Below are 24,036 nucleotides of genomic sequence, written 5' to 3' on the forward strand. Positions count from 1 at the left end.
GGCAACCCAGCGATGTCTGATCCGACCCTGGCACCCCAGTCACGACGCGAGGCGGTCCAACCCAGCCTGTGGGACCGCCTTGTGGACGATCTGCCCGGGATCGTGTCGGAAACCGACCGGCAGCGCGCCGATCTGGTGGCGCGGATCGGGGCCGACAAGGTCCAGGCCGTCCTGGTCGGCGGTGCGCGCGCGATCCAGGGGGACGCCGACCTGGATGACGACACCCGGCGCGACCTGCATCTGTTTCTGACCCAGATGGCCCGCCGCGCGTTCCTTGAGGAACGCGGCATCGTGGTCAGCGCCTCGGTCCTGCGCGAGGCGGTCCGCCGCGACATCGAGGCGCTGTTCAATGTCGAGCGGTTCGAATCCGGGCTGCAACTGTCGGACCTTGAACGGAAGGGCTACGAGACCCCCGAAGAGATGATCGCCGACTTTCCCCATGTCCGCCGGTCGGTGATCAATTACGGCGTGCCGTCCTTCTCGGGGCGCAGCATCGCGGACTTCGACCTTGCCGCCCTGGCGAAAGAGCTGCGCGAAGTGATCGCCGTCTTCGAGCCGCGGCTCAAGCGCGACAGCATCCGCGTCAGGGTCGCCCCGGGTGGCCGTGACCAGCGTGACCGGGCGGGCATGAAGATCGAGGTCGACGCGATGCTTCTGCTGTCGCCCGTCCCGGAACGCCTGCGGCTGTCCACGATGGTCGACCTGGACAACGGACGCGCCACCACAGTGGTCGAGGACGCGTGATGGACCGCAATTTCCTGGCCTATTACGAAGACGAACTCGCCCATATCCGCGAGCTTGCGACCGAGTTTGCGGCCCTGCACCCCACGGTCGCCCGGAACCTGTCGCTCGACTCGGTGCCCTGCCCCGACCCTTACGTGGAACGCCTTCTGGAAGGCGTGGCCTACCTGTCGGCCCGCACCCGGCTGAAGGTCGATGCCGAAAGCAGCCGCTATGTCCGCAACCTGCTGGATGAGCTTTACCCCGACCTTGTGTGCCCCGCACCCGCCATGACGATGGCGGTCCTGCACCCCGGCCCCCAGGTGCAGACCATGCTGGACGGCCACCTTGTCCAGCGCGGCACGCGGTCCGTCGCCGCCTACCGCGAGGGGATCGCCACCCGCGCCACCTACACCACCGCGCAGGATGTCACGCTGTGGCCCATCGCGCTGGAGAAGGTGGACTACCTGCAGGACCGGGGCGCGATGAATGCCGCGGGCCTGGACCACGCCGAGGCGGAAGCCGCACTCCGTTTCACCCTGACCCGCGTCGGACCGGGCAGTCTGGCAGAGCTTTCCCTTGACCGGCTTGACCTGTGGTTCGTGGGCGGCAGCCGGGGGGGCGCGATCTTCGACGCGATTTTTGGCCACGGGGCCCTGGCCGTCGCCCGCCCACCAAAGGGCAAGGCACAGCCGCTGACCGGTCCTTCCCTCGTCGGCGTCAGCGACCGCGAGGGCCTGTTGCCCCGCGTCCGCCCGTCCTTCGAAGGTTACCGGCTGATGCGGGAATATTTCCTGATGCCCGACCGCTTTCACTATCTGCGGCTGGACGGGCTGAACCCGGCGCTGCGCACCTGCACCTCTGGCCCGTGCGAGGTCGTCGTCTACCTTGACGCCGCGCGCCCCGAGCTGTCGGACATCGCCGCGAAGGACTTCCGCCTGTTCGTCACGCCGCTGGTCAACCTTTTCGAAAAAGAGTGCAACGTGATCGAGATCGACGGCCGCTCCGCCGCCCATGTCGTTCACGCCGACCGCACCCGCCCGCGCGACTTTGAAATCTACCGGCTGACCAATGTCGAGGACGCGGACAGCGACGGCCCCGAAGCCAGGGTCGAGCCACTGTATTCGGTGGGCCAGCACCGCGGGTCCGGCCTGGTCTATACCACCGAGCGCCGTCCCCGCCGCCCCGGCGAGGATGAGATCCGACGCGGCCAGACCCGCACCAGTTACACGGGCGACGATCTTTTCCTTTCGATCGCTCGCCCCGCCGACGTGACCGTGACCAAGGCGATCCGGCGGCTGGACATCCGCGCCCTGTGCACCAACCGCGATCTGCCGATCCTGGACGACAACCCGAAGCTTTCACTGGAAACCGGCGACCCGGTTGGCCGGATCGAACTGATCGCCCCGTTCCGCCGGCCGCGTTCGTCGGTCGCTTCGGCCCTGCCGAACATCGTCTCGGGCGGGGAAAGCCAGCTGGATGACCTTGCGTGGCGGTTGGTTGCGCAGCTGTCGCTGAACCACCTGTCCCTGGCCGAGCCGGGCCAGGATGCCGAGCCCCTGCGCGCGATGCTGGACCTTTACGCCGGCCGCGGGGACCCCGCCCTGTCGCGCCACGCCCGCGCGATCACCCGGGTCCGGTCGCGCCAGGTGGTCGAGCGTCTGGGCATCCCAGGGCCGATCTGCTTTGGCCACGGCGTCGAGATCACGCTTGATGTCGAAGAAACGATCCTGGCCGGTGGTTCGGTGTTGCTTCTGTCGGCGCTTCTGAACCAGCTTTTTGCCCGCAACGCCGCGATCAACTCGTTCGTGCGCACAAAAACCCATCTCATGCAAAGACAGGAGGACGTCTCGTGGCCGATGACGCCGGGCAACCGCGCCCTGATCTGACCGGGGATGTGCCTTCGCCCGAAAGCATGGGGTTCTTCGAGCTGTTGCGTCGGCTGGAACGCGACCAGATGCGCTTTGGCCGCTCGGGTGGTCCGTCAAGGGAACCCGCGCGCCTGGGGCAGCGCGCGCGGCTGACCTTCGGCACCCGCGACGTTTCAGGCTTTCACCCCGGCACGCCGCCCAAGGTCGATGTCGAGGTGTTGGGCCTGCTTGGCCCCGAGGGGGCCTTGCCCCTGCACCTTACCCGCTGGGTGCTGAGCCGTCTGTCCGAACGCTGGTTCAGCGAGGGCAGCGATGCGGCCTCGGACACGACGTTCCTGGATTTTTGCAACCTCTTGCAGCACCGGATGATGGCGCTTTACTGGCGCGCCTGGGCCGATGCTCGCCCCGAGGTACAGATCGAACATGGACCAGGAGGCCGGGTGCAGGCGCTGGCCGAGGCCCTGGCCGGGGTAAGCCTGCCCGGCACCAAGCCCCGGGTTCCCGACGCCCGGACCCGTCTGAAACTGCGCCACGCCACCGGGCTTGGCCGTCAGGTCCACAGCGTCGAACGCCTGACGGCCTATCTCGGCGACGTGCTGGAGGCTCCTGTGTCGCTGGTCGAGTTCCTGGGCACCTGGACGCAACTGCCGCACCGCCTGCAATCCCGCCTTGGTCGGCAACACGCCCAGCTGGGCCGGTCCGCCGTGATCGGCGCCCGCAGCTTCCAGCGCCAGACGCTGGTCGAAGTGCGGGTCGGCCCGCTGCCGCTGCCCCGCTTTGCCCAGTTCCTTGCCGACCCTGATCTGGTCGGTCGGCTGCGTCACGCGATCCGGCATGCGATGGGCCGCGAGATGGAGTTCAACCTGCGCCTCGTCCTTGCCAAAGACGACATCCCGGCCACCCGACTGGGCCACAGCCAGCTTGGCCGCACCGCCTGGCTTGCGCCGAAACGCCAGCTGGATGCCGACGACCTCTGCCTCACCCGCATCGCCCAGGTGGAGGCCGCATGACCCTGCGCCTGACCATCGAGCACAGCCCCCACCCCCAGGACCGCCGCGAGATGCGGCATCCCGGGGGCGAATTCAGCATTGGTCGCGGGGCGGAATGTTCGTGGCAGATCCATGATCCCGACATGTATGTCTCGCGCAAGCATTGCGTGATCACGGGCGAGGCCGGGCAGTTCATCGTGACCGACGCCAGCCGCGGTGGGCTTTTCATCGACGGCAAGGACCAGCCGCTTGGCCCCGGCAATGCCGCGCGGCTGGAAACGGGGATGCGCCTGCGGCTTGGCGACACGGTGATCCGGGTCGAGATCGAAGCCGCCACCCCGGTCGCCCCCCCCCGCACGCACGCCCCCGTTCCGCGTCAGCTGACGCAGGATGAATTCTTCTCGGCCCCCGTCACGCCGCCGCCGCCCGTCCACCGCCCGCAGGGCCTGCCGCAACCTTTCGAGACCGGCCCCACAGATGCCCGCCGCTATGACACGGGGCCGGACCGCAGCGCACCGCCGCCTCTCTTTGACGATCCATTCACTCTGGACCGCTCTGTTGCCGGGCGTCCTGCGGGCAGCGTGCCCGAGCCCATTGCCCCGCGCGGGACGGATTTCGGCTTCGGCTCGTTCTTCGACGAACCTGCCAAACCGCGCGCGCCGGAAGCGCCTTCGGCTCAGCCCGCCACGCCCCCGGCCTCGGACGACTGGTGGGCCATGCCGCCGCCCGTCGCCCCAGAGCCCCCGCCCCCCGCGCCCGAACCGCCCGCGCCCGAACCGACCGCGCGGTACCCGCAGGCCGCCGAACCGCTTCAGCCGATCCCGGAAGCCCCCGGCGCTGCCCCCGTCATCGACGAGGAAAACCGCACCCGCCAGCGTGGCGAACCGGCCCCGCCTCCACCAGCCCCGCCTGCACCAGTACCGCCGCAAGCCCCTGCCCCGACCGATGCCGCCCTGCGCGACGCGTTCTTCCGGGGACTGGGCCTAGCCCCCGGCACAGCCACTGACCCAGAAGCCGAGATGGAGGCGATGGGCCAGCGGTTCCGCCTCCTGGTCGAAGGCCTGTTGCTGATGCTGCGCACCCGCGCCAGGGAAAAGCAGAACGCCCGCGTGGCGCAGACAGTGATCAGCAACACCGACGTCAACCCGCTCAAGTTCCTGGCCACCACGAACGAGGCGATTGCGGCCTTGGTCTCTTCCAAGGGACCCGGCTACCTTGACCCCGACACCGCGATCAACGGCGCGTTCCGCGATCTGGCCGACCATCAGGTCCGGTCCTGGGTCGGGGTCCAGTCCGCGCTGCGCCGGATGATCGACCGCTTCGATCCGGCGGCGGTGGAAAAGGACCTGGAAGACCTTGGCATGCTGGAAAGCCTGCTCTCCGGGGGGCGCAATGCCAAGCTCTGGAAGGCCTATACCGACCGCTACAAGGACATTGCCCGCGCTGCCGAGGACCGGTTCCTGGGCGAAGTGGGTGCCGATTTCCGCGACGCATATGAAGGCAACAGGGAGAAGACCAATGACCCATGAGTTTCCACGCCGTGCCTTTCTGATCGGCGGCAGCGCCGTCCTGCTGGTGTCCTGCGCCCCTGCCGGCCCCGGATCGGTGACCATCGTCGCGCAAGGCGCGGCGGGCATGAACCCCGGCCCGGACGGTGCCGACCGCCCGCTGACGCTGCAAGTCCTGCAACGGCGCGGTTCGGGGGCCTTTGACGGGGCCGATTTCTTCGGGCTGCAGAACGCCTCGGCCACTTTGGGCGGCGACCTCGTCAAGGCCGACACGATCACGCTGGCCCCCGGGGGCAAGGCGACGAAGACCGTGGCGCTTGAGGCCACCACGGCGATGATCGCCGTCGTTGCGGGCTTCCGTGATCCGGCGGGCAAGCAGTTCCGTGCGAAGTCCTCGGTCTCGCCGACCGATGCGGTGACGTTCGCGCTTGACGTGACCGCCAGCGGGATCAAGCTGACCCCGATGTGATCGCCGCACATGCGCAGGAACAGGACTGAAGAATGAGTGACAAGAACAAGGTCGTCTGGTCCGAAGGGTTGTTCCTGCGCACCCAGCACCTGCAGCAGCAGGACCGCTATACCGAAGGCCTGGTGCGCGGTGCGCTGCAGGCCGCCCCCCTGCAGGCCTGGGGGTTTCGGTCACTGACGCTGGACAAGCCTGCGCTGGACGCGGGCCGCGTTGCCATCGCGTCAGCCTCGGGCATCTTCCCCGACGGCACGCCCTTCGCGATCCCCGACACGATGTCCGCCCCTGCCCCGGTGCCGATCAAGGCCGACATGGCGGGGCTTGTCGCGCTGGCGATCCCCCTCGAACGCCCCGGTGCTGCCACCATCGACCCCGCGCATGCCGAGCCCGCAGGTCTGCGCTACCACGGTGCGATCCAGACCGTCCGCGACGCCATTCGGGGTGGCGCGGAACCAGAAGAGATTGAGGTGGCCCGCCTGTCATCCCGCCTGATCCTGCCGGGAGAGGACGCGGCGGGCTACGTCGCCCTTCCCGTCGCCCGGGTCGAGGGCTTGCGGGCCGACGGCTCGGTCGCGGTGTCCGAGGGCACGCTTGCCCCGGCCCTCTGTCTGTCGGCCAACCCCTGGTATGCCGGTCTGGCGCAAGAGGTCGTCACCGGCCTTGACCGCATCGCCGAGGCGCATGGCAAGCTGGTCCTGGGCGGCGCGGGGCGGTCGATCGAGAACCTTCTGCTGCTGGAACTTGCCAACTCTGCCCGCCCGCGCATCGCACATATGCTGGCGCAGAACCTGCACCACCCGTCGGAGTTCTTCATGGAACTGGCGGGGCTGGCGGGTCGGATGGCGACCTATGGGTCGTCGTCCCGCCGCCTGTCGGACCTGCCCGCCTATGATCACCTCGACCCTCAGCCCGCCTTTGCGGCCCTGGCCGACACGCTGCGGTCACTGATGCTGTCCTTGCGCCATGTCGAACCCAAATCCCGCGCGCTGCAGGTGGCAAGACATGCCCAGAACATCTGGAAAGTCCGGATCGACAACCCCGACCTCCTCAAGACCAGCCGGATCGTGTTGCGCATCGGCTCGGACATGTCGGACGAGAGCCTGCGCCGCATCTTCGTCTCCCAGGCCACCGTGGGCGCGGCGGACGCCTTCGAGAAGCTGTGGAAATCCCGCCTGCCCGGCATCCCGCTGAAACCGCTTCATTCGCAGCCGCGCGAGATCCCCTATGATGGCGAGCGCCTGTGTCTGGAGCTTGACCAGAAGTCCGAACATTTCGCCCAGCTGACCGACGCGCCCGGCTTTGTCATCGGCGTGTCGGGGGCCCTGGACCGTGAACCCGAAATCGACTGCTACGCCGTGAACCGATGAGCGACCCGGACGATCCCTTCGGCCTTTCCAACGACGCCGGACGCACCCGCATCCGGCCAGTAAAGTCCGGTGCGCCCGCCACCACGCCGCAACCGCCGACCTTCGGGGCGGATAGACCCCAGCCGCCGCAGCCTTATGGCGGGCAAAGCTACGGGGGGCAAAGCTACGGGGGGCAGTCCGGCGGCTTCGGCACCCCGCCCGACACCGGCCAGCGCGCCCCGAAACCCCGCCTCACCCGCGCGCATCCGAATCCGCTGATCGTCGCTTTCGCCTCGCTTCTGGAGCTTGCGCCGGAACTGGAACGCGCGATGCCCCCGGCCAATGCGGAAGGCTTGCGGCTGCGGCTGCAGGAAAACCTGGTCGACGCGCGGGACAGCGCCGTCGGGATGGGCGTACCCATGACCCGCGCCAATCAGGCCGCGTGGTTCGTCGCGGCGCTGGTCGACGACATTGCGCTCAACACCCCCTGGGGCGGTCATTCCAGCTGGCCCCGCCAACCGCTGGTCGTGGGCCTGTCGGGCGAGGTTGACGCCGGGACCAAGTTCTTCGACCGGCTGGAGGAACTGCTCCGCTATCCCAACCGCGACCCGGAAATGCTGGAGCTGGGCTTTCACTGCCTGAACCTGGGGTTCCGCGGCAAGTACCGCGTCGAAGGCCGCACTGGCGATGCCGCCCTTCTGGCCATGCGGTCCGCCATCGCACGCGCCATCCGCAACCCGGAAGCCGAGGCCGCGCCCCTCTCGCCACACTGGAAAGGCGTCATCGCCCCAGACGAAAAACCCCGCTTCGCCGTCCCCCTCTGGACCATCGGCCTTGGCGCCGTCGCCGTCATCACCGCGATCTATGTCGGCCTTGGCATCCAGCTGTCGAACAAGTCGACGCAGCTTTACGCCCTTGCCCGCCTGCTGCCCCCCCCGGACCGGGCCGAGATCTTCCGCCCGGTCCGCACCAACGCCGAACCCGCCGCGCCCGAGATCAAGATCGAACCGGTAGTCCTTGAACTGGTCCCCGTCTGTCTGGCGAAGGCCCCTGCCGACACCGCCACCGCTCTGTCCGGCCGCGACGATGTGGGCCTGGCCTTCCTTACCCTGCGCGGATCGAACCCCGAGGTTTTCCGCAGCGCCAAGGCCGACATCAACGACGTCTACGGCCCCCTCGTGACCGCGCTGGCTCAGTGCATCACCGAGAACATCGAGGTCATCGGCAAGATCACCGTGATCGGCCATACCGACAGCGTGCCTGTCCAGGCCTCGAACCCCTTCGCGTCGAACCAGGGCCTGTCCGAGGCCCGCGCGAAAACCATCGCCGACCTTCTGACCGCCGCCGGGGTCCCTGCGGACCTGCTGGCTGCCGAGGGGCGCGCCGACAGCGAACCTGTGGGCGACAACGGCACCAAGGCAGGCCGGGCCGAGAACCGCCGCATCGAGATCAAGATCGAGAAGAAGCTCTAGATGAAAGTGTTGAAAGCCATCTTCCGGTTCCTCTTCTCCCGCCGCCTGTGGACCTTCATCGGCGTCGCCCTTCTGTGCGCGCTGATCTGGCTGTTCGGGCCGCTGGTGTCCGTGGGCGACATGGTCCCCCTGGCCGACGACCTCGTCCGCATGATCGTCATCGCCGTCATCCTGGTCCTGTGGCTTTTCTCCCTCCTCCTTGCCCAGCTTCGCGCCGCGAAGAAGAACCAGTTGTTCGTGACCGAACTGGCCCAGCCCGAGCGCCCCAGGGTCGCGCTTCCCGGTGAGGCCAACGTCGCCGAGATCAACAGCAAGTTCGCGCAGGTTTTGACCGAGATGAAACGGTCGAAACTCGGCGGCAAGAAGTTCCTGCGCGACATGCCGTGGTATGTGATCATCGGCCCGCCCGGCAGCGGCAAGACCACCGCCTTGCGCCAGTCGGGCCTGCACTTCCCCATCGACCTCTCGGATGACCTGAAAGGCGTCGGCGGCACCCGCAACTGCGACTGGTTCTTCACCGAGGACGCCGTCCTGGTCGACACCGCCGGCCGCTACGTCCAGCAGCAAAGTGACCCGGAAATCGACTCGGCCGAATGGCTGGGCTTTCTCGACATGCTGAAGAAGCACCGGGGCAAGCGGGCGCTGAATGGGGTGATCCTGACCCTGTCGCTCAAGGAACTTCTGGCAGGCGATGCCGCCGTCCGCGACCACGGGCGCGAGATCAGGAAGCGCCTGTCCGAATTGCGAGAACGCTTGCAGATCCAGCTTCCGGTCTACCTGATGCTGACCAAGGTCGACCTTGTCCCCGGGTTCGAGGCCTTCTTCGGCACCCTTCCCACCAAGGACCGCGAGCAGGTCTGGGGCGCGACACTTCCCACCGACGCCCGCATCGACCGCACCACCATCGAACGCGAGACGAAGGCGCTGCTGGCGAACCTGGAAACCCGCCTCACCACCCGCATGGCCGAGGATGTGGCCCTGGAGCAACGGGCCGAGGTCTTCCGTTTCCCCGCCCAGGTCGAACGCCTGGAAGCCCCGCTGAAGCTTCTGATCGACACCGTCTTCGGCGAAAGCCGGTATGAGGAAAGCCCCTGGCTGCGCGGCTTCTACCTGACCTCGGCCACCCAGGAAGGATCGCCCATCGACCGGCTTGTCGGCGAACTGGCAGGCTCCTTCGGCCTGAACGCCGACAGCCCGACCCGCCGCGCCTTCGGCGAGAAGCGCTCCTACTTCCTGCGCAACATGCTGACCGACCTCATCTTCCCCGAGGCCGGTCTTGGCACCTTCGACGCCGCCGCCGAGGAACGCCGCAAATGGATCTGGCGCGGCACCATCGCAGGCGCGTCCCTCGTGACCCTGATCGCGGGCCTCGTCTTCCTCTTCTCCTTCCTCCGCTACTCCGCTGGCATCGACGACCAGGAACGCCAGCTCGCCGACCTCTCCGGCCGCCTTGCCAACGTCGCCGCCCGCCAGGCCCCGACCGACCCCCTCGACCTGGAACTCGCGCTGGAAGGCGTCACCGAGATCAAGGCCGCCGCCACCGAAGTCCCGGCCTCGCCCCTGACCTGGATCGGCCCCACGGCACGGTCCGAACTGGCCGAGGCCCAGCGCATCGCCTACGACCGGGGCCTGCGCAACATCCTTGACCCCCGGATGGTCGCCCTTTTGGAAGCCACGATGTGGCGCCAGATCCGCGACCCCGAATACCTCCTCGGCGCGCTCAAGGTCTACTACATGATGACCGGCCTCGCCCCCTATGATCGCGAGTTTGCCGCGCAGTGGTGGCAGGACCAGCTGCCCCTGTACGCGCCCATCGACCCGTTCCCGACCGAGGCCGCTCTGGAACACCAGCTTGCCGCCATCGACCGCATGGGGTCCGAGGAGCAGAAGATCGCCCCCGACAACGCCCTTGTCCAGCAGGCGCTGCAATCGATCTGCACCATCCCGCTGGCCGCCCGCGCCTACAGCGCGCTCATCTCCGACCCTTCCGTCACCGCCCTGCCCGAATGGATCCCGGCGGAAAAGGCCGGCCCCAACGCCACCCGCGTCCTGACCCGCATCTCCGAAAAGACCCTGCGCGTCGGCCTGCCCGGCGCCTTCACCTACGACGGCTTCCACACCACCGTCCTGCCCCTGATCCCCGAGGTCGCCGCCACCGCCGCCCTTGACCAGCAGGTCTTCGCCGGTGGTTGCGCGGAAAGCTCGGACGCCTCGGTCGCCACTTTGGAGACCGATATCCTGAAGCTCTACCAGGACGACTTCATCGCCCAGTGGAACGGCTTTCTGCGCGACATCCGCCTGGCCCCGATCACCGACCTGCCCACGGCGACGGCGAACATGAAGGACCTCGCCAGCCCTGACAGCACCCTCCGCCGCCTTGTCCGCGCCGTGGTGGACGAGGTCGACCTGACCCGCGTTATCCCGGAAGAGGAAAACGCCGCCGCCGACGGCGTGGTCAAGAAGGCCACCGCCAAGCTGGGCAAGGTCGGCAAACTCCTGAAGGCGGGCAGCAAGCTGGCCACCTCGACCGGTGGCATCGAGGGCCCGCCCCCCGGCACCGACATCGCCCTGCACTTCGCGCCCCTGAAGGCGGCGATCGAGGAAGTCGATGGCCTGCCGCCGCTCCTCGACGATGTCGGCCTGCAGCTTGACGGCCTTGCAAAGGAACTCGCCAGCGCGATGAACTCCCCCGACCCCGAAGCCACCCTCCTCGCCCGTGGCGGCCTTGGGGAACTGACCGGAGCCGTCGCCAACGCCGCCAAGGCGCTGCCCGATCCGCTGGACGACTGGGTCGCGGGCATCGCGGGCGACACCATCGCCGTGACCCGCGACGCCGTGATCAGCCAGCTCAACGACCGCTGGCGCGCCGATGTCTACGACTTCTGCATCAAGGCCACCGAGGGCCGCTATCCCTTCGACGAAGCCTCGGCCATCGACGTCAACGTCGCCGACTTCCGCGAGCTTTTCGCCCCCGGCGCGCGGATCGACACCTTCGTGACCGAGAACCTCCTGCCCTACATCGACACCACCGTGAAACCCTGGGCCTGGCGCGCCGATTTCGGTCTTGATGGCGCGCTGCTCTCCCCGTTCGAACGCGCCCGGTCGATCCGCGACGGCCTTTTCCCCGGCGGCTCGGGTCCGGTCATGGCCTTCACGCTTGAGGCGAAGGACCTGACCCCGAACGCAGCCTCCGTCACCCTCAACGTCGACGGACAGCTTCTGACCTACCTCAACGCCGCCACGCGACCGATGCCGATGACCTGGCCTGGCCCCGACGGCACCAACCTCATCTCGCTGTCGTTCCAGCCCGCTGATGGAACCGGCGAACTGCTGACGTCGGAAACCGGCTCCTGGACCTGGCTGCGCCTGATCCGCAAGGGTCGCCTCTCCGGCACGGCTCTGCCCGAGGTCTTCAACCTCAGCCTCGGCCTTTCGGGCTTCTCCGCCGCGTTCGAGCTGCGCGCGGCCTCGGTCGACAACCCCTTCGATCTGAAGATGTTCGGCAACTTCAAATGCCCGACGAAGTTCTGACCCACCCAGACCAGCGCCCCGACCAGCGCCCAGACGCGGCCGTCTTCGGCAAGCTTCCCGCGACGGGCGACTTCGTCTGGCGGGGCTTGCCCGACGCCTTCCGCAAGCACTGGGACTTCTGGCTGACCCGCCACATCGCCCATCTGCAGCGCCACGGCCACACCTTCCCACCCGGCGGCCTGCGCTTCCGCCTGCCCTCGGGCGGTCGCCTTGCCGCCGGCGTGATCCTGCCCAGCCGCGACAAGGCCGGCCGGCATTTCCCGCTCTCGCTCCTTCTGATCGCCGATGGCGACCTTGCGCCCCCCCGGATCGACCCCTGGTGCGACGCAGCCCTGGCCCTCAAGCCCGAGACATTGGACCCCGACGCTCTCTGGCACGCCCTGGACGCGCTGCCCTCTCCCGCGCCGGGCGGCCCTGCCCGTGGCCCGATGCAGCTCTGGACCCAGGCGCACCCGCCTGTCACCACCGACCCGGCCACCCCGGAAACCGCACTCCGGCAGCTTCTCGGCACGGCGTAAGCCTTTCACATTTGCCCAAATATCCCCGCCGGAGGCCGCCCGAGCGGTTTTGCGTCCTTCACGCAAAACCGCGAGACAAGAACCTTGCGCGGCACGCGCTCCATTCAAAAACCGCCCGAACCCGCCTAGTTCTGGTTGATCTTCGCGCCCTTGATGGTGACGTTGCCATCTGCCTTGGCATTGATCTTGCCCGATCCGGTCAGGCTGATATCCTTGCCCTTGAGCGTGATGGTCCCGTCCTTCTTCATCGTGATCTGTGCATCGCCGCATTTCAGGGTGATCTCGTCGGTCACGTCCAGGACGTATTTCTTGCCGACCTTGATCCCCATGTCCTTGCCGACATTCATCATCTCGGCGTTGGCGATGGTTGTAGCCCGCCCCTTGCCGATCGACAGCGTCACATCGCCCGAGACGGTCTCGCTCTGGTTCCCCCCCACCGTCATCGCCTCATCCGCGCCCACCGAGACCGTCCGGTTCGACCCGATGGTCCAGCTGTCGTCGGACCCGATGGAATGGCTTTCCGACGCCCCCACCGTCACATCCCGCGACGCGCCGATGGTGTTGCTCTGTGCCGCCCCGACGGTCCGGGTCTCGGACGCGCCCACACTGTCCACCCGCGCGGCACCCACCGTGACCGTCTGCGCCACAGCCACCGTCTGGCTATGGTTCAGCCCGATGGTCTCGGTCGAGTTCGACCCGATGCTGATCGTCTCGTTCGAGCCAACCGTCAGCACCCGGTCGACGCCAACCGTCTCGGTGTCGTTGTTGCCGATGCTGGTGGTCTGGTCATGGCCCACCGTGACGGACTTGTCGTTGCCCACCGTCTCGGTCCGGTCGTGGCCGATGTCCTGCGTGGCGTCATGGCCCACGTCCTCGGCGAAGTCGTTGCCGATGGTGCGGGTCTCGTTGTTCTTGATCAGCTCGTTGTGGTCCTTTTCGGCCTGGAAGTAGACCTCTTCGGCTCCCTTCTTGTCCTCGAACCGCATCTCGTTCCAGCCGCCCCCGCCCGGCGAGGAGTTCGACTTCCAGCCGGACTGCGTCGCATTTGCAGGCAACCCGTAAGGCGGCATCTGTGCGGCGTTGTAGACCCGCCCGGTGATGATCGGGGCATCGGGATCGCCTTCCAGGAAATCGACGATCACTTCCTGTCCGATCCGGGGGATCTGGATGAAGCCCCAGCCCGACCCGGCCCAGACCGAGCTGACCCGGACGAAACAGCTGGAGTTTTCATCACTCCCCCCCAGCCGGTCCCAATGGAACTGCACCTTCACCCGCGCATATTCGTCGGTGAAGATCTCCTCGCCCGACGGGCCGACCACGACCGCCGTCTGCGGCCCCGACATCTGCGGCTTCGGCGTGCGGCGTTCCGGCCGGAAGGCCAGGCTCAGGGGCTGCAGCATCAGCCGCACCGCGAAGCCCTCGCCCTGCCCGTCCAATCCCGATCCCGACCCCGAACCCGACCGATAAAGCGCGTCCCACATCTCGTAGTCCGACCGCAGCACCAGATACTTGACGTTGTCAGCCTCGCGGTCGAACTCTTCCAGCTGGAAGCTGACCCCGGACCAAAGCCCGCGCACTGTCCCCGCCGCCTCGACGCGCACATGCGGTGCCTGCGCTTCCTCCAGCCGGATCGCCGACAAAGGCTCGCCTGCGCCAACCTCGATGTAGTCGCCGGGGTAATGGTAAAGTTCGCCCTTCGCCGCTTCGTGCGGTTTTGGCGCGTCGGCTTTGGTCATCAGATCGGTCGCGGGTTTCTTGAAGTCATAGTCGGTATGGACATAGGTCCCCGACCGGACCGAGGCGCGGGGCCGAAGCGTGGTGATCACGTCCGTCTCCTCGACCACCGTCCCCGGATCGCCCCGGTACTTCACCGTGCCGAAGTCTTCAGCGTCCTTCACACTGGCATTGGCGTCGGAAAGGACCAAAGTGTGTTCGCCGTCGGCATGGTCGAAGTGGTAGAAGATCCCCTCATGCTCCATCAGCCGCTGCACGAAGTTCAGGTCGGTCTCGCGGTACTGCACGCAATAGTCGCGCGGCGGATAGGACTTCTTCAACCGCTTCTCGACCTTCACATGGGCATAGGGCTTGAACACCGCTTCGATGATCTCGACCACGCTTTTCTTCTGGAAGATCCGGTTGTCGCTGCGGTTTGTCAGGAACCACAGCCAGGGCCGCAGCACGACACGGTAATGCGCGTGATCCTCCCGCAGCTCAAGAAAGGCGAATTCGGCGACGATGCCGTGGAAAAAGCGTTTTGCGCCGTCGGTGCGCAGGGTGATCGTGACCGGCGTGCCCAATAGGTCTTCGGCCTTGACGTTGATGTCCTTGCTGACCAACCCCAGGTCATAGCGAAAGCATTGGCTGATCTCGTCGAAACCCTCCATCCGCGAAAACATCAGAGTGTCGCCCAGCGCCGTGCCGACCAAGATGTTGCGACCGTCAGCCATGCTGATCTCTCCTGTCCGAACGCTTCGTCAAATCGGGTAACGTGGCAAATGCCTGGCCACTCTAGCCGAAATTCAACGCCCGTGGGGCTGAAAAGCGATCAGAGCGCAGTCGGGCAGACCAGACCTTTCAGAAGCGCCCAGCGCGACAGCGGATTGGCCTCGGCCTGGAACTGCACTTCCATGAAAAGCCGCGCCCCGCCGGACCTGAGGTCAACCAGGAACCGCCTGCCGCCATCGCGTTCGCGCAGCCGGATGCCGTCTAGGATGCGGAACAGACCCCATTCCCCCGCCTGCGCCAGCGTGGCGCTGCCCTCTGCGGTGGTGAAGCGCATCTCGGCGCCCAGGGCAGGTGACGGCCCGGGCCAGGTCAGGGTCAGGGCTTCCACCGTGGTCTCGACCGGGCCACCTTGCCCGCCGATGGCGACAAAGGTCTTGCCGCGTTCGGCCAGCGCGGCCAGCGTCAGATCCGTGGACTGCCCGGTAAAGCCCGCCGCAATGGCTTGCGTCCGCTGCAGGAATTCCGCGCTTTTCGGGTCCAGGCCCGCAAAACGCGCATCCGGCTTCCAGCGCCAGGGCGAACTTGAGGTGTCGATGTAGGGCTCGGCCCGCGTGCGGTAAAACCGGTCGACAGCCCCCTCCGGCCCCAGAAGCGAGACGACATCGGACAGCGACGCCTCACCCCCTTCGGCAAAGGGATAGCGGGCCTCGGTCACCTCCTTGCACAACGAAAGAACTTCGGCCTGCCAGGCTTTCGTCAGCGGGTTCGACAAGGGATCGGCCTGCGCGGCACTGGACTGGGCCAGCACGTCCTCGACGATCTGGACCACCATCGGCGGGGCGGTGCGCAGGGCGGCCAGCGTCGCCCCGCGCGACTTGGCCGACATCAGCCGCTGCAACCCGCGCGGCTCGTCCCGGTCCATCGCGCCCAGAGCGACGTTCAGGCTGGCAAACAGGTCCGCGATCTCGTCCATCCGGCCATCTTCGGAATACTGGATCAGCGCCGCGAAGTCGGACGCGATGCGCAGCTGCATCGCATGGGGGCGCGTCCGGTCCAGCCCGCCGACCTGCGCCCAGACTTCGGGCAAAAGTCTGGCCAGCGGCGACTCTGGTGCGGCAAGCCGTCCCGAGACCAGGACCGCTTGCTCGGGATCGCTGAAGGGGCGCACCTGCACATCGGCCAGGAACCCCTTCCAGCGCGCCAAGGTCTCGCGTTGCAGGATGTCCAGCACCTGGTCGGGCGCATCGTTCTGGCCGGGCAGGGCCGTGTCGAACAGCCGCGTCGCCTCGGTTCGTGCGGTCTGCACGGCAAGGCCCGCGCCCACCTGCCGGGCATAGTCCCAGCCGCCCTGGGTGAACAGGCCCGAAAGCGGCGTTCCCATCGCCACGCCGGACCGGCGCTGCAGCACAACGGACAGGCCGGGCACGGCGGCCTCGGAGACCCAGGGCGCAAGGTCCGCCGCGCCAGGGGAACGCTTCAGCTCAAGATAGGCCCGCGCCGGTTCGGGTGCCTCGCTGGCAAAGGTGCGCGCCTGGGCCAGAAGCTCTGCATCCGGTTGCGGCAGGGGTTGGGAGGGTGGCACCAGCCGGGCAATGTGGGACACCAGCGGTTGCAGGTCCGGCATGGACCCGGACCGGTCGGCCAGCCACCCCGCCAGATAGGCGGGCGACCAGTCCGCCTGACCTGAGAGGACCGACCAGGCGCGCAGCGTGTCGTAGAGCGGCAGGCTCTCGCCCTCGGCCGCCAGGGCCGCATCGACTGCACGCGACAGTGCGCCGGGCAGATGCTTCTGCACAGCGGCAGCATAGACCGCGTCAGCATGAGCCGCCGAGTCAAAGCCCAAAAGCCCCGCGAAAAGCCGGATCGGCGCCTTCTCGGCCGCCCGTGCCACGCCGTCCGCCGCCGCGCCCAACCGGGTCAACCGTTGCGGCAGGTCGGGCATCACCGCATCCCGGTCCAGCCCGATATCCAGCGCTTCGGCGTCAAAAAGCCGTGTCAGGTCGCGGTGGAAGCGCCATTCCACGAACCCCGCCCAGCCAGCGACCATCAGGACGAAGGCCAGGACCAGAACCAGGGTGATCCCGGTCCAGCCCGCGCCCAGGTTGCGGTCAAAGGCGGTTCTGCTGCCTTCCAGCACCGCCAGCCGCCGCTCCAGAAAGACCTTCACGCCTGCGAAATCCGGCCCCGCCTCGTCCGCCTTGCGGATAAAGTCGCGCACCGACGCGGCCGAGATGTCGCGGCCGTCGAAGATAAGCCGATGCGCCCCCGCGCCCCAAAGCGCCACATCCACGCTGCGGTTCTTCCGCGCTGCCTGGTCAAGCATCAGCCCCAGCACATAGCGGGCCGGCCGGATGGTCGAGGGTTGCACGCCAGCCCGCTCCAGGTCGGCGTCGAAGCGGTCCAGCGCCTCGGCCGCGCGCTGGACCAGGACCTGGGCCTGGACGCCGCGAATGGTCGACAGCTGGTCCACCATCCGAAGGACGGGTCCGGCCGCCGCTTCATAGGCCTCGGGGTCGGACCGCCGCGCCCCGCGCCTTGGCGGCAGAACCGTGCGCGGGCTGTTCGGGTCGGAAGTCATTGCGACGGGATCAGGCCTTCATCGACCCATTTCTTCAGCGTCTCTTCGCCGACCTCGAAATGCATGCCGTCCTCGCGGTTGTAGCCGCCACCCCAATACCAGCCTTCCTCGTTGAAATGTTCGGCAAGGATCACCAGGCCGATCTGCATCGTGCCGTCGGCAAAGGGGTCAAGCTCGCCCTGCAGGGTGATATCGATCGCCGTGCCGAAGGAATGGTTCGAGACCGCGCTGTTCGACCCCCGGATCAGGCGGACACACAGAGCCCCCGCGGTGCCCAGCTTGGCGGCGATGTCGGGTTCATCCTGCTGCAGCTTGGCGACGATCCGCTCCAGGCTGTCCAGTGCGGGCTTGAGCATCGTGGTCTTGATCGGACCGATCTGCCGGGTCTCGACCAGGCCCTTCAGCTTGGGGTTGGTGATCCCCCGGCAGTCGGTGCCCAGATCCTCGCGCGGGCGGCCCAGAAGCGCCAGCATCGTCTTGTTCCGGGGCTGGGTGATGCCCTTGTTGAACCGGTTCCGCGCCGCCCGCATCTGTTCGGTCAAGGCCTCGGTCTCGGGCTGGTGCTGGGCGTCCTCGCCCAGGGTCAGTCCTTCCGCATCCACAGTCGGCTCTGCGACGGTCGAGGGGGCCACGGGCGCGCGATTGGCCAAGAGGCTCATGTCGTCGCGCAGCCGCGCCAGGTCCGATTTCAGCGTCCCGATCTCGGCCTCAAGCCGCGCCCGCTGGGCCGCTTCGGCATCGAAGGCTTCTTCCAGCCGGGTCAGGCGCAGGTCCGCCCCGCTGTCGGCCGATTCCAGCAGCGTCGTGACCATGGCGAAGGCCACCGCGGCGATGATGACGCCGATGGCGACGATGATGGGCGCAATAAGGGAGTTCGACTGCATTCAGCCCTCGCGGATATGCACGGCAATGGTCGAGACGTTGTCGGGCGCGCCGCTGTCCAGCGCCTCGCGCACCAGCTTCTGGCAGGCGTCCTCGGGGCTGGCGGCGTCGCGCAACAGCGCCTCGACCGTCTGCTCGTAGACACAGCGGGTCAGCCCGTCGCTGCACAGCAAAAGCCGGTCCCCGATCGCAAGGGGGACGCTGATCAGGTCGACGTCCAGTTCGGCCCCGCCTCCCACGGCCCGGGTGATGACATGCGATTCCGGGTGGCGCTCGGCCTCGGCAGGAGACAGCTCGCCGCGGTCGATCATCTCTTGCACGACGGAATGGTCGCGGGTCAGCGGGCGCAGACGGCCGCCGCGCAAAAGGTAGGCCCGGCTGTCGCCCACCCAGGCCACATGTGCCACCGCCCCGCTGATCAGCACCGCAACCACCGTAGCCCCCATACGCCCCATGCCGGGGCTGCGCTGGCGTTGAAGGACCAGCCCGTTCGCCTCTTGCAGCCGGGCCACCAGCGCGGGTCCCGGATCGACCCCGTCCGGGATCTGCGCCAGACAATCGATCACGATCTCGGATGCGACATCGCCGTTGCCATAGCCGCCCATCCCGTCCGCGACCGCCCAAAGCGCGCCGGTCGGATCGGTCAGGATGGAATCCTCGTTGCGTTCGCGCACCATCCCGCGGTTGGTCAACCCCGCCCCCACCGCCACCGGCATCCGCTGGTCCTGGCCCGGAACGACGGTAATCGGAGTGTTCATTGCCGGTCCGCCCGCACGGCCGGGTCGGTCCGTCCTTGGGTCGAATTCTGCAGCATCGGGAAATCCCGCCCAAAGGTGTGAATTGAATGCAAAGGCATCATAGCCTAGACTGGCCCCACCTATAAATCCGTTTTTTGGAAGGTGGTTCGACGATGCGTATTTTGCTGACCAGCCTTGCGATCTGTGCCGCGCTGATGCCCACCGTTGGCCAGGCCCAGGATCTGACGGAGGAGGAGCTGCTGCAGATGTTCCTTGCGCAGCGGGATGCCTACAAGGCCGCGGTCGAAGGCAATACCGCGCTGACCCGCGGGCTGACCCTGATCACCGCGGATGATGTCGAGATCGCCACCGAAGTCGCCACAGAAGACCCCGCCCCCGACACCGAGACCGCCCCCGAGACCGCCGGAACCGAGGTTGCGACCGATGCCTCGACCGGGGCGGTCAAGCCGCCGACCGAAACCGTTGTCTCCAGCAACGAGACCGCGACCCTGGTGAAGATGCCCGACGGGATGGGCGTCAACGTCCGCATCGAATTTGCCTTCGACAGCGCTGCGCTGGACGATGCGCAGAAGCCGAAGCTGCAGACCCTGTGCAACGTGATGCGGACGGCGGACATCCAGCTTTTCCGCATCATCGGCCACACCGATGCCTCGGGGTCCGACGATTACAACGAACGTCTGTCGCGCCTGCGGGCCGAGGAAGTGCAGCGCTTCTTCGTCAACGACTGCGGCATCGCGGCCAATCGGCTTGAGGCCGTGGGGCTGGGCGAACGCTTCCTTCTGGAAGACTACGGCCCGGATTCGGACCAGAACCGCCGGGTGGAGTTTCAGGCGCTAAGCTGACGGCGAACCGCGCCCTTCAGGCCGCTTTCAGCCTGACATACTTGATCGCCCGGCGATGATAGGTATAGGCGATATGCAGGGTGCCGTCCGGCCCTGAAATGAGGGATGGATAGGAGTATTCCTTGTTCAGCCCGTCCTTGGAATTGTTGGTCAGGCAGTACCCGCTGCCGTCCTCGATCCGACGGATGTCCTGGAATGTCGCGCCATTGTCCCGGGAAATGGCAAGCACAAGCGGCGCGCGGGGCACGCCCCAGATCGCACCGCCGGTGCCGTTGGGGCCGGGGGTCACGCCAGCCCCACCCTCATCGTCAATCTCGTCATAAAGCGAGGCACGGCGCTGGTCCGACATGTCGGCGTTCACCGGATTGCCGACCAGCGCGATACGCCCGTCGGCAAGGCGGACCGCCTGAACCGACGAATTGTTGTTCGGCAGATCGGTGTCCGTCGGTTTCGACCAGGCAAGCCCGCCATCCCGCGACAGGCTGCGCCGGACCCGGTTCGAGAAACGGTCGCGGAAGAAGGCGGGCATGATGCCGTCCCGGGCGGCAACCGGGTTCATGTGCACCGCGCCCAGACTGTCTGGTACCTCGGTGGCCGACCAGGTCGCGCCTCCATCGCGCGAGACCAGCATCACCGCGGTGTCCAGCGATCCGGTCCAGCGGCCTTCGGGCGGGGTCACGCAGCGAAAGCCGGGCAACAGCCATTCGCCGTTCGGTCCGATCCGTGGCGGCTGACGCACGAAGACGCCGGTGAAATCGCCCAGCCGCCGGGTTTCGCCGAAGCTGGCCCCCCCATCCTGCGAGCGACGGACGTGGATCTCGCATTCGTCCTGCCGCCCCCCCGGCTGCGAGGTGTGAAACAGCCACACGTCCCCATCGGGTGCCACGAAGAGAACCGGGTTCTGTTCGGACCGGTCGGCGCGGCTGCTCAGCCTTTCGGCCTGGGTCCAGCGGTCCGCACCGGGGCGCAGCCGCGACATCCAGACCGAGATGTCGCCCATGCCTTCCATCGTCCCGCCGAACCACACGCAGGCCAGTGTTCCATCCGGCAGCCAGCACAGGTTGGCGGCATGATTCTGCACGCAGGGCGAGGCAAGCATCGCTTCGGTCCGGTCCGCCTCGGTCAGGTGCGGCCGCAGAAGGCCGTCCATGCAAGCCTCTATTTCCGCTGTGGAAAGTTCGCCAGGTCTCATGGCCGTGGTCATGCTTGCGGCTCCGCCCGTTGGTCCGACTGCCCGACTGCCGGGCGACACCGTTGTGGAAGAAAGTCTTTGATATTACAAGTTTCAAGTTCCCAGATCACCAATCTTCAGCAGGGAATTATAGTCATCATTCTGATTATCATTATTAAATTTTGATCATGGCGCATCTGACGGACGTCCGCCTGTCTCCTCAAAACTAACAAGTTGACAGGAAACTTGCGACCTGTTCCATTTCCAGCCGCAGACTGCCGAACCGGAGGAGTGCCATCGTGGCGCGGGCCGTCCGCTTTACGCTTGGGAGGTAACATGAAAACCAACTCGAAAGAGCGCAACGGCCTGACGCGTCGTGGCGCATTGAAGCTTGGTCTCGGCTCGTTCGTCGCGGTGGCCGCGTTCGGCCCGGGCGCGCGCATTGTCATGGCGCAGGACGGACAGGTGCTGAAGGCCATCAACCCCGCCTTCTCGCAGGACTGGTCACCGCTGCGCGGGGGCGGTGTGCCCTACCGCTGGAATTCCGTCTGGAACGCCAGCGCGATGTATTTCAACGACAAGGGCGAGATCCAGCCCTACGTTCTGACCGAATGGACCCCCTCGGCCGATTACGTCACCTGGACGCTGAAGCTGAACCCCGAGGCGAGGTTCGCCGACGGCAGTGCGATCACTGCTGCGGACGTCAAGGGCTCGTGGGAGCTGTCGGCGATGCCGGGCACGCAGAACCAGCGCATCGACCAGGTGCTGGCGGGTGTCGCGGGCTATGGCGCGGTGAAGGACGGCTCGGCCACCGACATCTCGGGCATCGTCGTCAATGATGACGCGACGCTGACGGTCACTTTGGCCGCGCCCGATCCGATCTTCTTCCAGCGGCTTGCCAACCATATTGCGCCCATCGTCAAGGTCGCCGTCGCGCGCGGCGCAGATGGCAACGAGGTCCCCGATTTCTTCCTGGCCGCCAATGGCGCGACCTCGGGTCCCTTCATGCTGGAATCGGCCAACCTGGACACGGGTGAGCTGGTCTGGGTCCCGAACCCGAACTTCTTCGGCCCGGCCCCCAAACTGGCGCGGATCGAACTGACCGCCGTCGAAGACAACGTGACCGCGACGCAGATGCTGGCTTCGGGCGAGTATCAGGCGCATACGGAACTGGTGACCTCGACCATCGTGCAGGACCTGGGGCCAGAGTTTGCCGCGGGGGCCGAGATCCCGACCTCGCAGCACTTCTGGTTCAACGCCGCCCGCGCACCGATGGACGACCCGAAAGTGCGTGAGGCGCTGATCCTGGCGGTGGACCGCGACGGACTGATCAAGGCCTCGTTCCCCGATGGCCCGCACCAGAAGACCGACAGCGTGATGAACGCCGTCCCCGGTGCCGATGACCCCACCTTCGTCCCCTATCCCTTCGACCCCGAACGCGCCAAGGCGCTGCTGGCCGAGTCAAGCTATGGCGGGCCGGAACGGCTGCCCAAGCTGATGTTCGTCGGCATCTCCAGCCCGGCGAACGAGGCCGCGGCGCAGTACATTGCCGAGCAGTGGCGCCAGAACCTTGGCATCACGGCCGTCGACATGAAGCCGCAGCAGGACCAGTATGCCGGCCCGGACCAGAACGCGATCCAGATCTTCCGCGACGACGTCGGCACCCGCGTGCCCGATGCGGCAAGCTATCTGGCGGGGTCCATCGCCTCGACCTCGGGGAACGCGACGGGCAAGATGTCCTACAAGAACGACAAGGTCGATGCGCTGATCACCGAGGCGCTGGCAAAGCCCTCGGACGATCCGGCCCGCATCGCGCTTGCGCAGGAAGCACAGCGGATCTTCCGCGACGACTTCATGTTCATCCCGTGGTACCGCCAGACCATGTCCCGCTGGGCCGCCGCGAACGTGGCGGGGATGGAAAAGAACCTCGACTGGCAGATCGTGGCACCCTGGGCGATTTCCATCGCCTGACCTGCCATGCCATAGCGACGGGCGGGGGCCTTTCCTCGCCCGTTGTCACCTTGAACGGACCCTGTCGCCATGATCGCCTACATCCTTCGACGGCTGCTGCTGTGGATCCCTTCGGTCGTTCTGGTGATGCTGGGCGTCTATGCGCTGGCATTCTACGGGGCGGGGGACCCGATCAAGCTGATCTTCCTGCGCGCGCCCGGCGACGTGGCCTATGACCCCGTCAAGATCGAGGCGATCCGTGAGCAGGCCGGGCTGAACCAGCCCTTCCTGGTGCAGTTCGGCAATTATCTCTGGAACCTGCTGCACGGCAACTTCGGCAACTCGCTTTTCTCGGGGCGGTCGGTCTGGGCGATGATCTCGGCGGCAGCCCCGGTGTCCTTGATGCTGGGTCTGATGGCGATGATCGTGACGGCGCTGGTTGCGGTTCCCCTGGGCATGATCGCGGGCATGAACCAGAACAGCCGCCTGGACTACACGATCCTGGGGACGGCGGTGACGCTCTGGGCCATTCCGGCCTATGTGGCCGGGCCGCTTCTGATGGTCATGCTGCTGGCGATCCTGCCCAGCGGGGCAGTTCCCTATGGCTGGGGCGGGCTTTTCTCGGTCAAGATCATCCTGCCGCTGATCGTGCTGTCCTTCCAGCCCATCGCGCTGATCATCCGCCAGACCCGCGCCGCGGTGATCGACGTCATGACCGAGGATTACGTCCGCACCGCCCGCGCCAAGGGTGTCCCCGAGCATGTTGTGGCCCTGCGCCACATCCTGCGGCCCGTGCTGACGCCTGTCGTCACGCAGTTGGGGCTGATCATGATCACCATCGTCAACGGCGCGATCTTCGTCGAACTGGTCTTCGGCTTGCCGGGTCTGGGCCGACTGACCGTGCAGGCGCTGATCAATTCCGACTATCCGGTGATCCTGGCCGTCACGCTGATCGGGTCCTTTCTGGTCATGGCGTCAAACCTGCTGGT

Annotated in this window: 17 protein-coding genes; 12 read left to right on the forward strand and 5 right to left on the reverse strand. The window is 67.0% G+C overall.

The window, feature by feature from the left end; all coding sequences use genetic code 11:
- Nucleotides 1-12 precede the first annotated feature (12 nt).
- From tssE to tagF, 9 genes are read left to right on the forward strand one after another with little or no spacing between them, the layout of a single operon-like run.
- On the forward strand, nucleotides 13-744 hold the full coding sequence (gene tssE, locus U1E69_RS13600) for a type VI secretion system baseplate subunit TssE (RefSeq protein WP_322244914.1): 732 nt from the start codon (nucleotides 13-15) through the stop codon (nucleotides 742-744).
- Entirely contained in the window at nucleotides 744-2,609 is a 1,866-nt protein-coding gene (gene tssF / locus U1E69_RS13605) for a type VI secretion system baseplate subunit TssF (protein WP_322244915.1), read from the forward strand. The genes tssE and tssF overlap by 1 nt, the downstream gene beginning before the upstream one ends.
- Nucleotides 2,573-3,601, forward strand: a complete 1,029-nt coding sequence (gene tssG / locus U1E69_RS13610) for a type VI secretion system baseplate subunit TssG (protein WP_322244916.1) — start codon at nucleotides 2,573-2,575, stop codon at nucleotides 3,599-3,601. Before tssF ends, tssG begins: the two co-directional genes overlap by 37 nt.
- On the forward strand, nucleotides 3,598-5,109 hold the full coding sequence (gene tagH, locus U1E69_RS13615; RefSeq protein ID WP_322244917.1) for a type VI secretion system-associated FHA domain protein TagH: 1,512 nt from the start codon (nucleotides 3,598-3,600) through the stop codon (nucleotides 5,107-5,109). Before tssG ends, tagH begins: the two co-directional genes overlap by 4 nt.
- Entirely contained in the window at nucleotides 5,099-5,557 is a 459-nt protein-coding gene (gene tssJ, locus U1E69_RS13620) for a type VI secretion system lipoprotein TssJ (protein ID WP_322244918.1), read from the forward strand. Before tagH ends, tssJ begins: the two co-directional genes overlap by 11 nt.
- A gap of 32 nt (nucleotides 5,558-5,589) precedes the next feature.
- Complete coding sequence (tssK, locus tag U1E69_RS13625) at nucleotides 5,590-6,921, forward strand: type VI secretion system baseplate subunit TssK (RefSeq protein WP_322244919.1); 1,332 nt, start codon at nucleotides 5,590-5,592, stop codon at nucleotides 6,919-6,921.
- Nucleotides 6,918-8,372 carry a type IVB secretion system protein IcmH/DotU gene (gene icmH, locus U1E69_RS13630; RefSeq protein WP_322244920.1) on the forward strand — a complete coding sequence of 485 codons (1,455 nt, stop codon included), beginning with the start codon at nucleotides 6,918-6,920 and terminating at the stop codon, nucleotides 8,370-8,372. The genes tssK and icmH overlap by 4 nt, the downstream gene beginning before the upstream one ends.
- Nucleotides 8,373-11,903: a type VI secretion system membrane subunit TssM gene (gene tssM, locus U1E69_RS13635; RefSeq protein ID WP_322244921.1), complete on the forward strand. Its 3,531-nt coding sequence runs from the start codon at nucleotides 8,373-8,375 to the stop codon at nucleotides 11,901-11,903.
- Nucleotides 11,885-12,421 (forward strand): type VI secretion system-associated protein TagF, encoded by a 537-nt coding sequence (tagF, locus tag U1E69_RS13640; protein ID WP_322244922.1) that lies wholly within the window; start codon nucleotides 11,885-11,887, stop codon nucleotides 12,419-12,421. Before tssM ends, tagF begins: the two co-directional genes overlap by 19 nt.
- Before the next feature lie 125 nt (nucleotides 12,422-12,546).
- Here tagF and U1E69_RS13645 read toward each other — a convergent pair whose 3' ends face one another.
- The 4 genes from U1E69_RS13645 to U1E69_RS13660 form a co-directional block, all read right to left on the reverse strand.
- The gene (locus tag U1E69_RS13645) at nucleotides 12,547-14,868 is read right to left on the reverse strand and encodes a type VI secretion system Vgr family protein (protein WP_322244923.1); all 2,322 of its coding nucleotides are present in this window, start codon (nucleotides 14,866-14,868) and stop codon (nucleotides 12,547-12,549) included.
- A gap of 98 nt (nucleotides 14,869-14,966) precedes the next feature.
- The gene (locus tag U1E69_RS13650) at nucleotides 14,967-17,444 is read right to left on the reverse strand and encodes an ImcF-related family protein (RefSeq protein WP_322244924.1); all 2,478 of its coding nucleotides are present in this window, start codon (nucleotides 17,442-17,444) and stop codon (nucleotides 14,967-14,969) included.
- Complete coding sequence (locus tag U1E69_RS13655; RefSeq protein ID WP_322244925.1) at nucleotides 17,441-18,328, reverse strand: M15 family metallopeptidase; 888 nt, start codon at nucleotides 18,326-18,328, stop codon at nucleotides 17,441-17,443. The genes U1E69_RS13650 and U1E69_RS13655 overlap by 4 nt, the downstream gene beginning before the upstream one ends.
- Complete coding sequence (locus U1E69_RS13660; RefSeq protein ID WP_322244926.1) at nucleotides 18,329-19,084, reverse strand: PP2C family protein-serine/threonine phosphatase; 756 nt, start codon at nucleotides 19,082-19,084, stop codon at nucleotides 18,329-18,331. It abuts the gene before it with no gap.
- 152 nt (nucleotides 19,085-19,236) lie between these two features.
- Between U1E69_RS13660 and U1E69_RS13665 the strand changes: the two genes are divergently transcribed.
- Nucleotides 19,237-19,926: an OmpA family protein gene (locus U1E69_RS13665; RefSeq protein WP_322244927.1), complete on the forward strand. Its 690-nt coding sequence runs from the start codon at nucleotides 19,237-19,239 to the stop codon at nucleotides 19,924-19,926.
- A gap of 16 nt (nucleotides 19,927-19,942) precedes the next feature.
- Here the strand turns inward: U1E69_RS13665 and U1E69_RS13670 are convergent, their stop codons facing one another.
- Nucleotides 19,943-21,076 carry a sialidase family protein gene (locus U1E69_RS13670; RefSeq protein WP_322244928.1) on the reverse strand — a complete coding sequence of 378 codons (1,134 nt, stop codon included), beginning with the start codon at nucleotides 21,074-21,076 and terminating at the stop codon, nucleotides 19,943-19,945.
- A 357-nt stretch (nucleotides 21,077-21,433) separates the two neighbouring features.
- Between U1E69_RS13670 and U1E69_RS13675 the strand changes: the two genes are divergently transcribed.
- Together U1E69_RS13675 and U1E69_RS13680 are read left to right on the forward strand one after the other, a co-directional pair.
- Nucleotides 21,434-23,068, forward strand: a complete 1,635-nt coding sequence (locus U1E69_RS13675; protein WP_322244929.1) for an ABC transporter substrate-binding protein — start codon at nucleotides 21,434-21,436, stop codon at nucleotides 23,066-23,068.
- A 69-nt stretch (nucleotides 23,069-23,137) separates the two neighbouring features.
- The coding region (locus tag U1E69_RS13680; protein WP_322244930.1) for an ABC transporter permease at nucleotides 23,138-24,036 on the forward strand (899 nt) is incomplete at its 3' end.

The organism is Tabrizicola sp. (genome assembly GCF_034366665.1).
Classification (GTDB): domain Bacteria; phylum Pseudomonadota; class Alphaproteobacteria; order Rhodobacterales; family Rhodobacteraceae; genus Tabrizicola.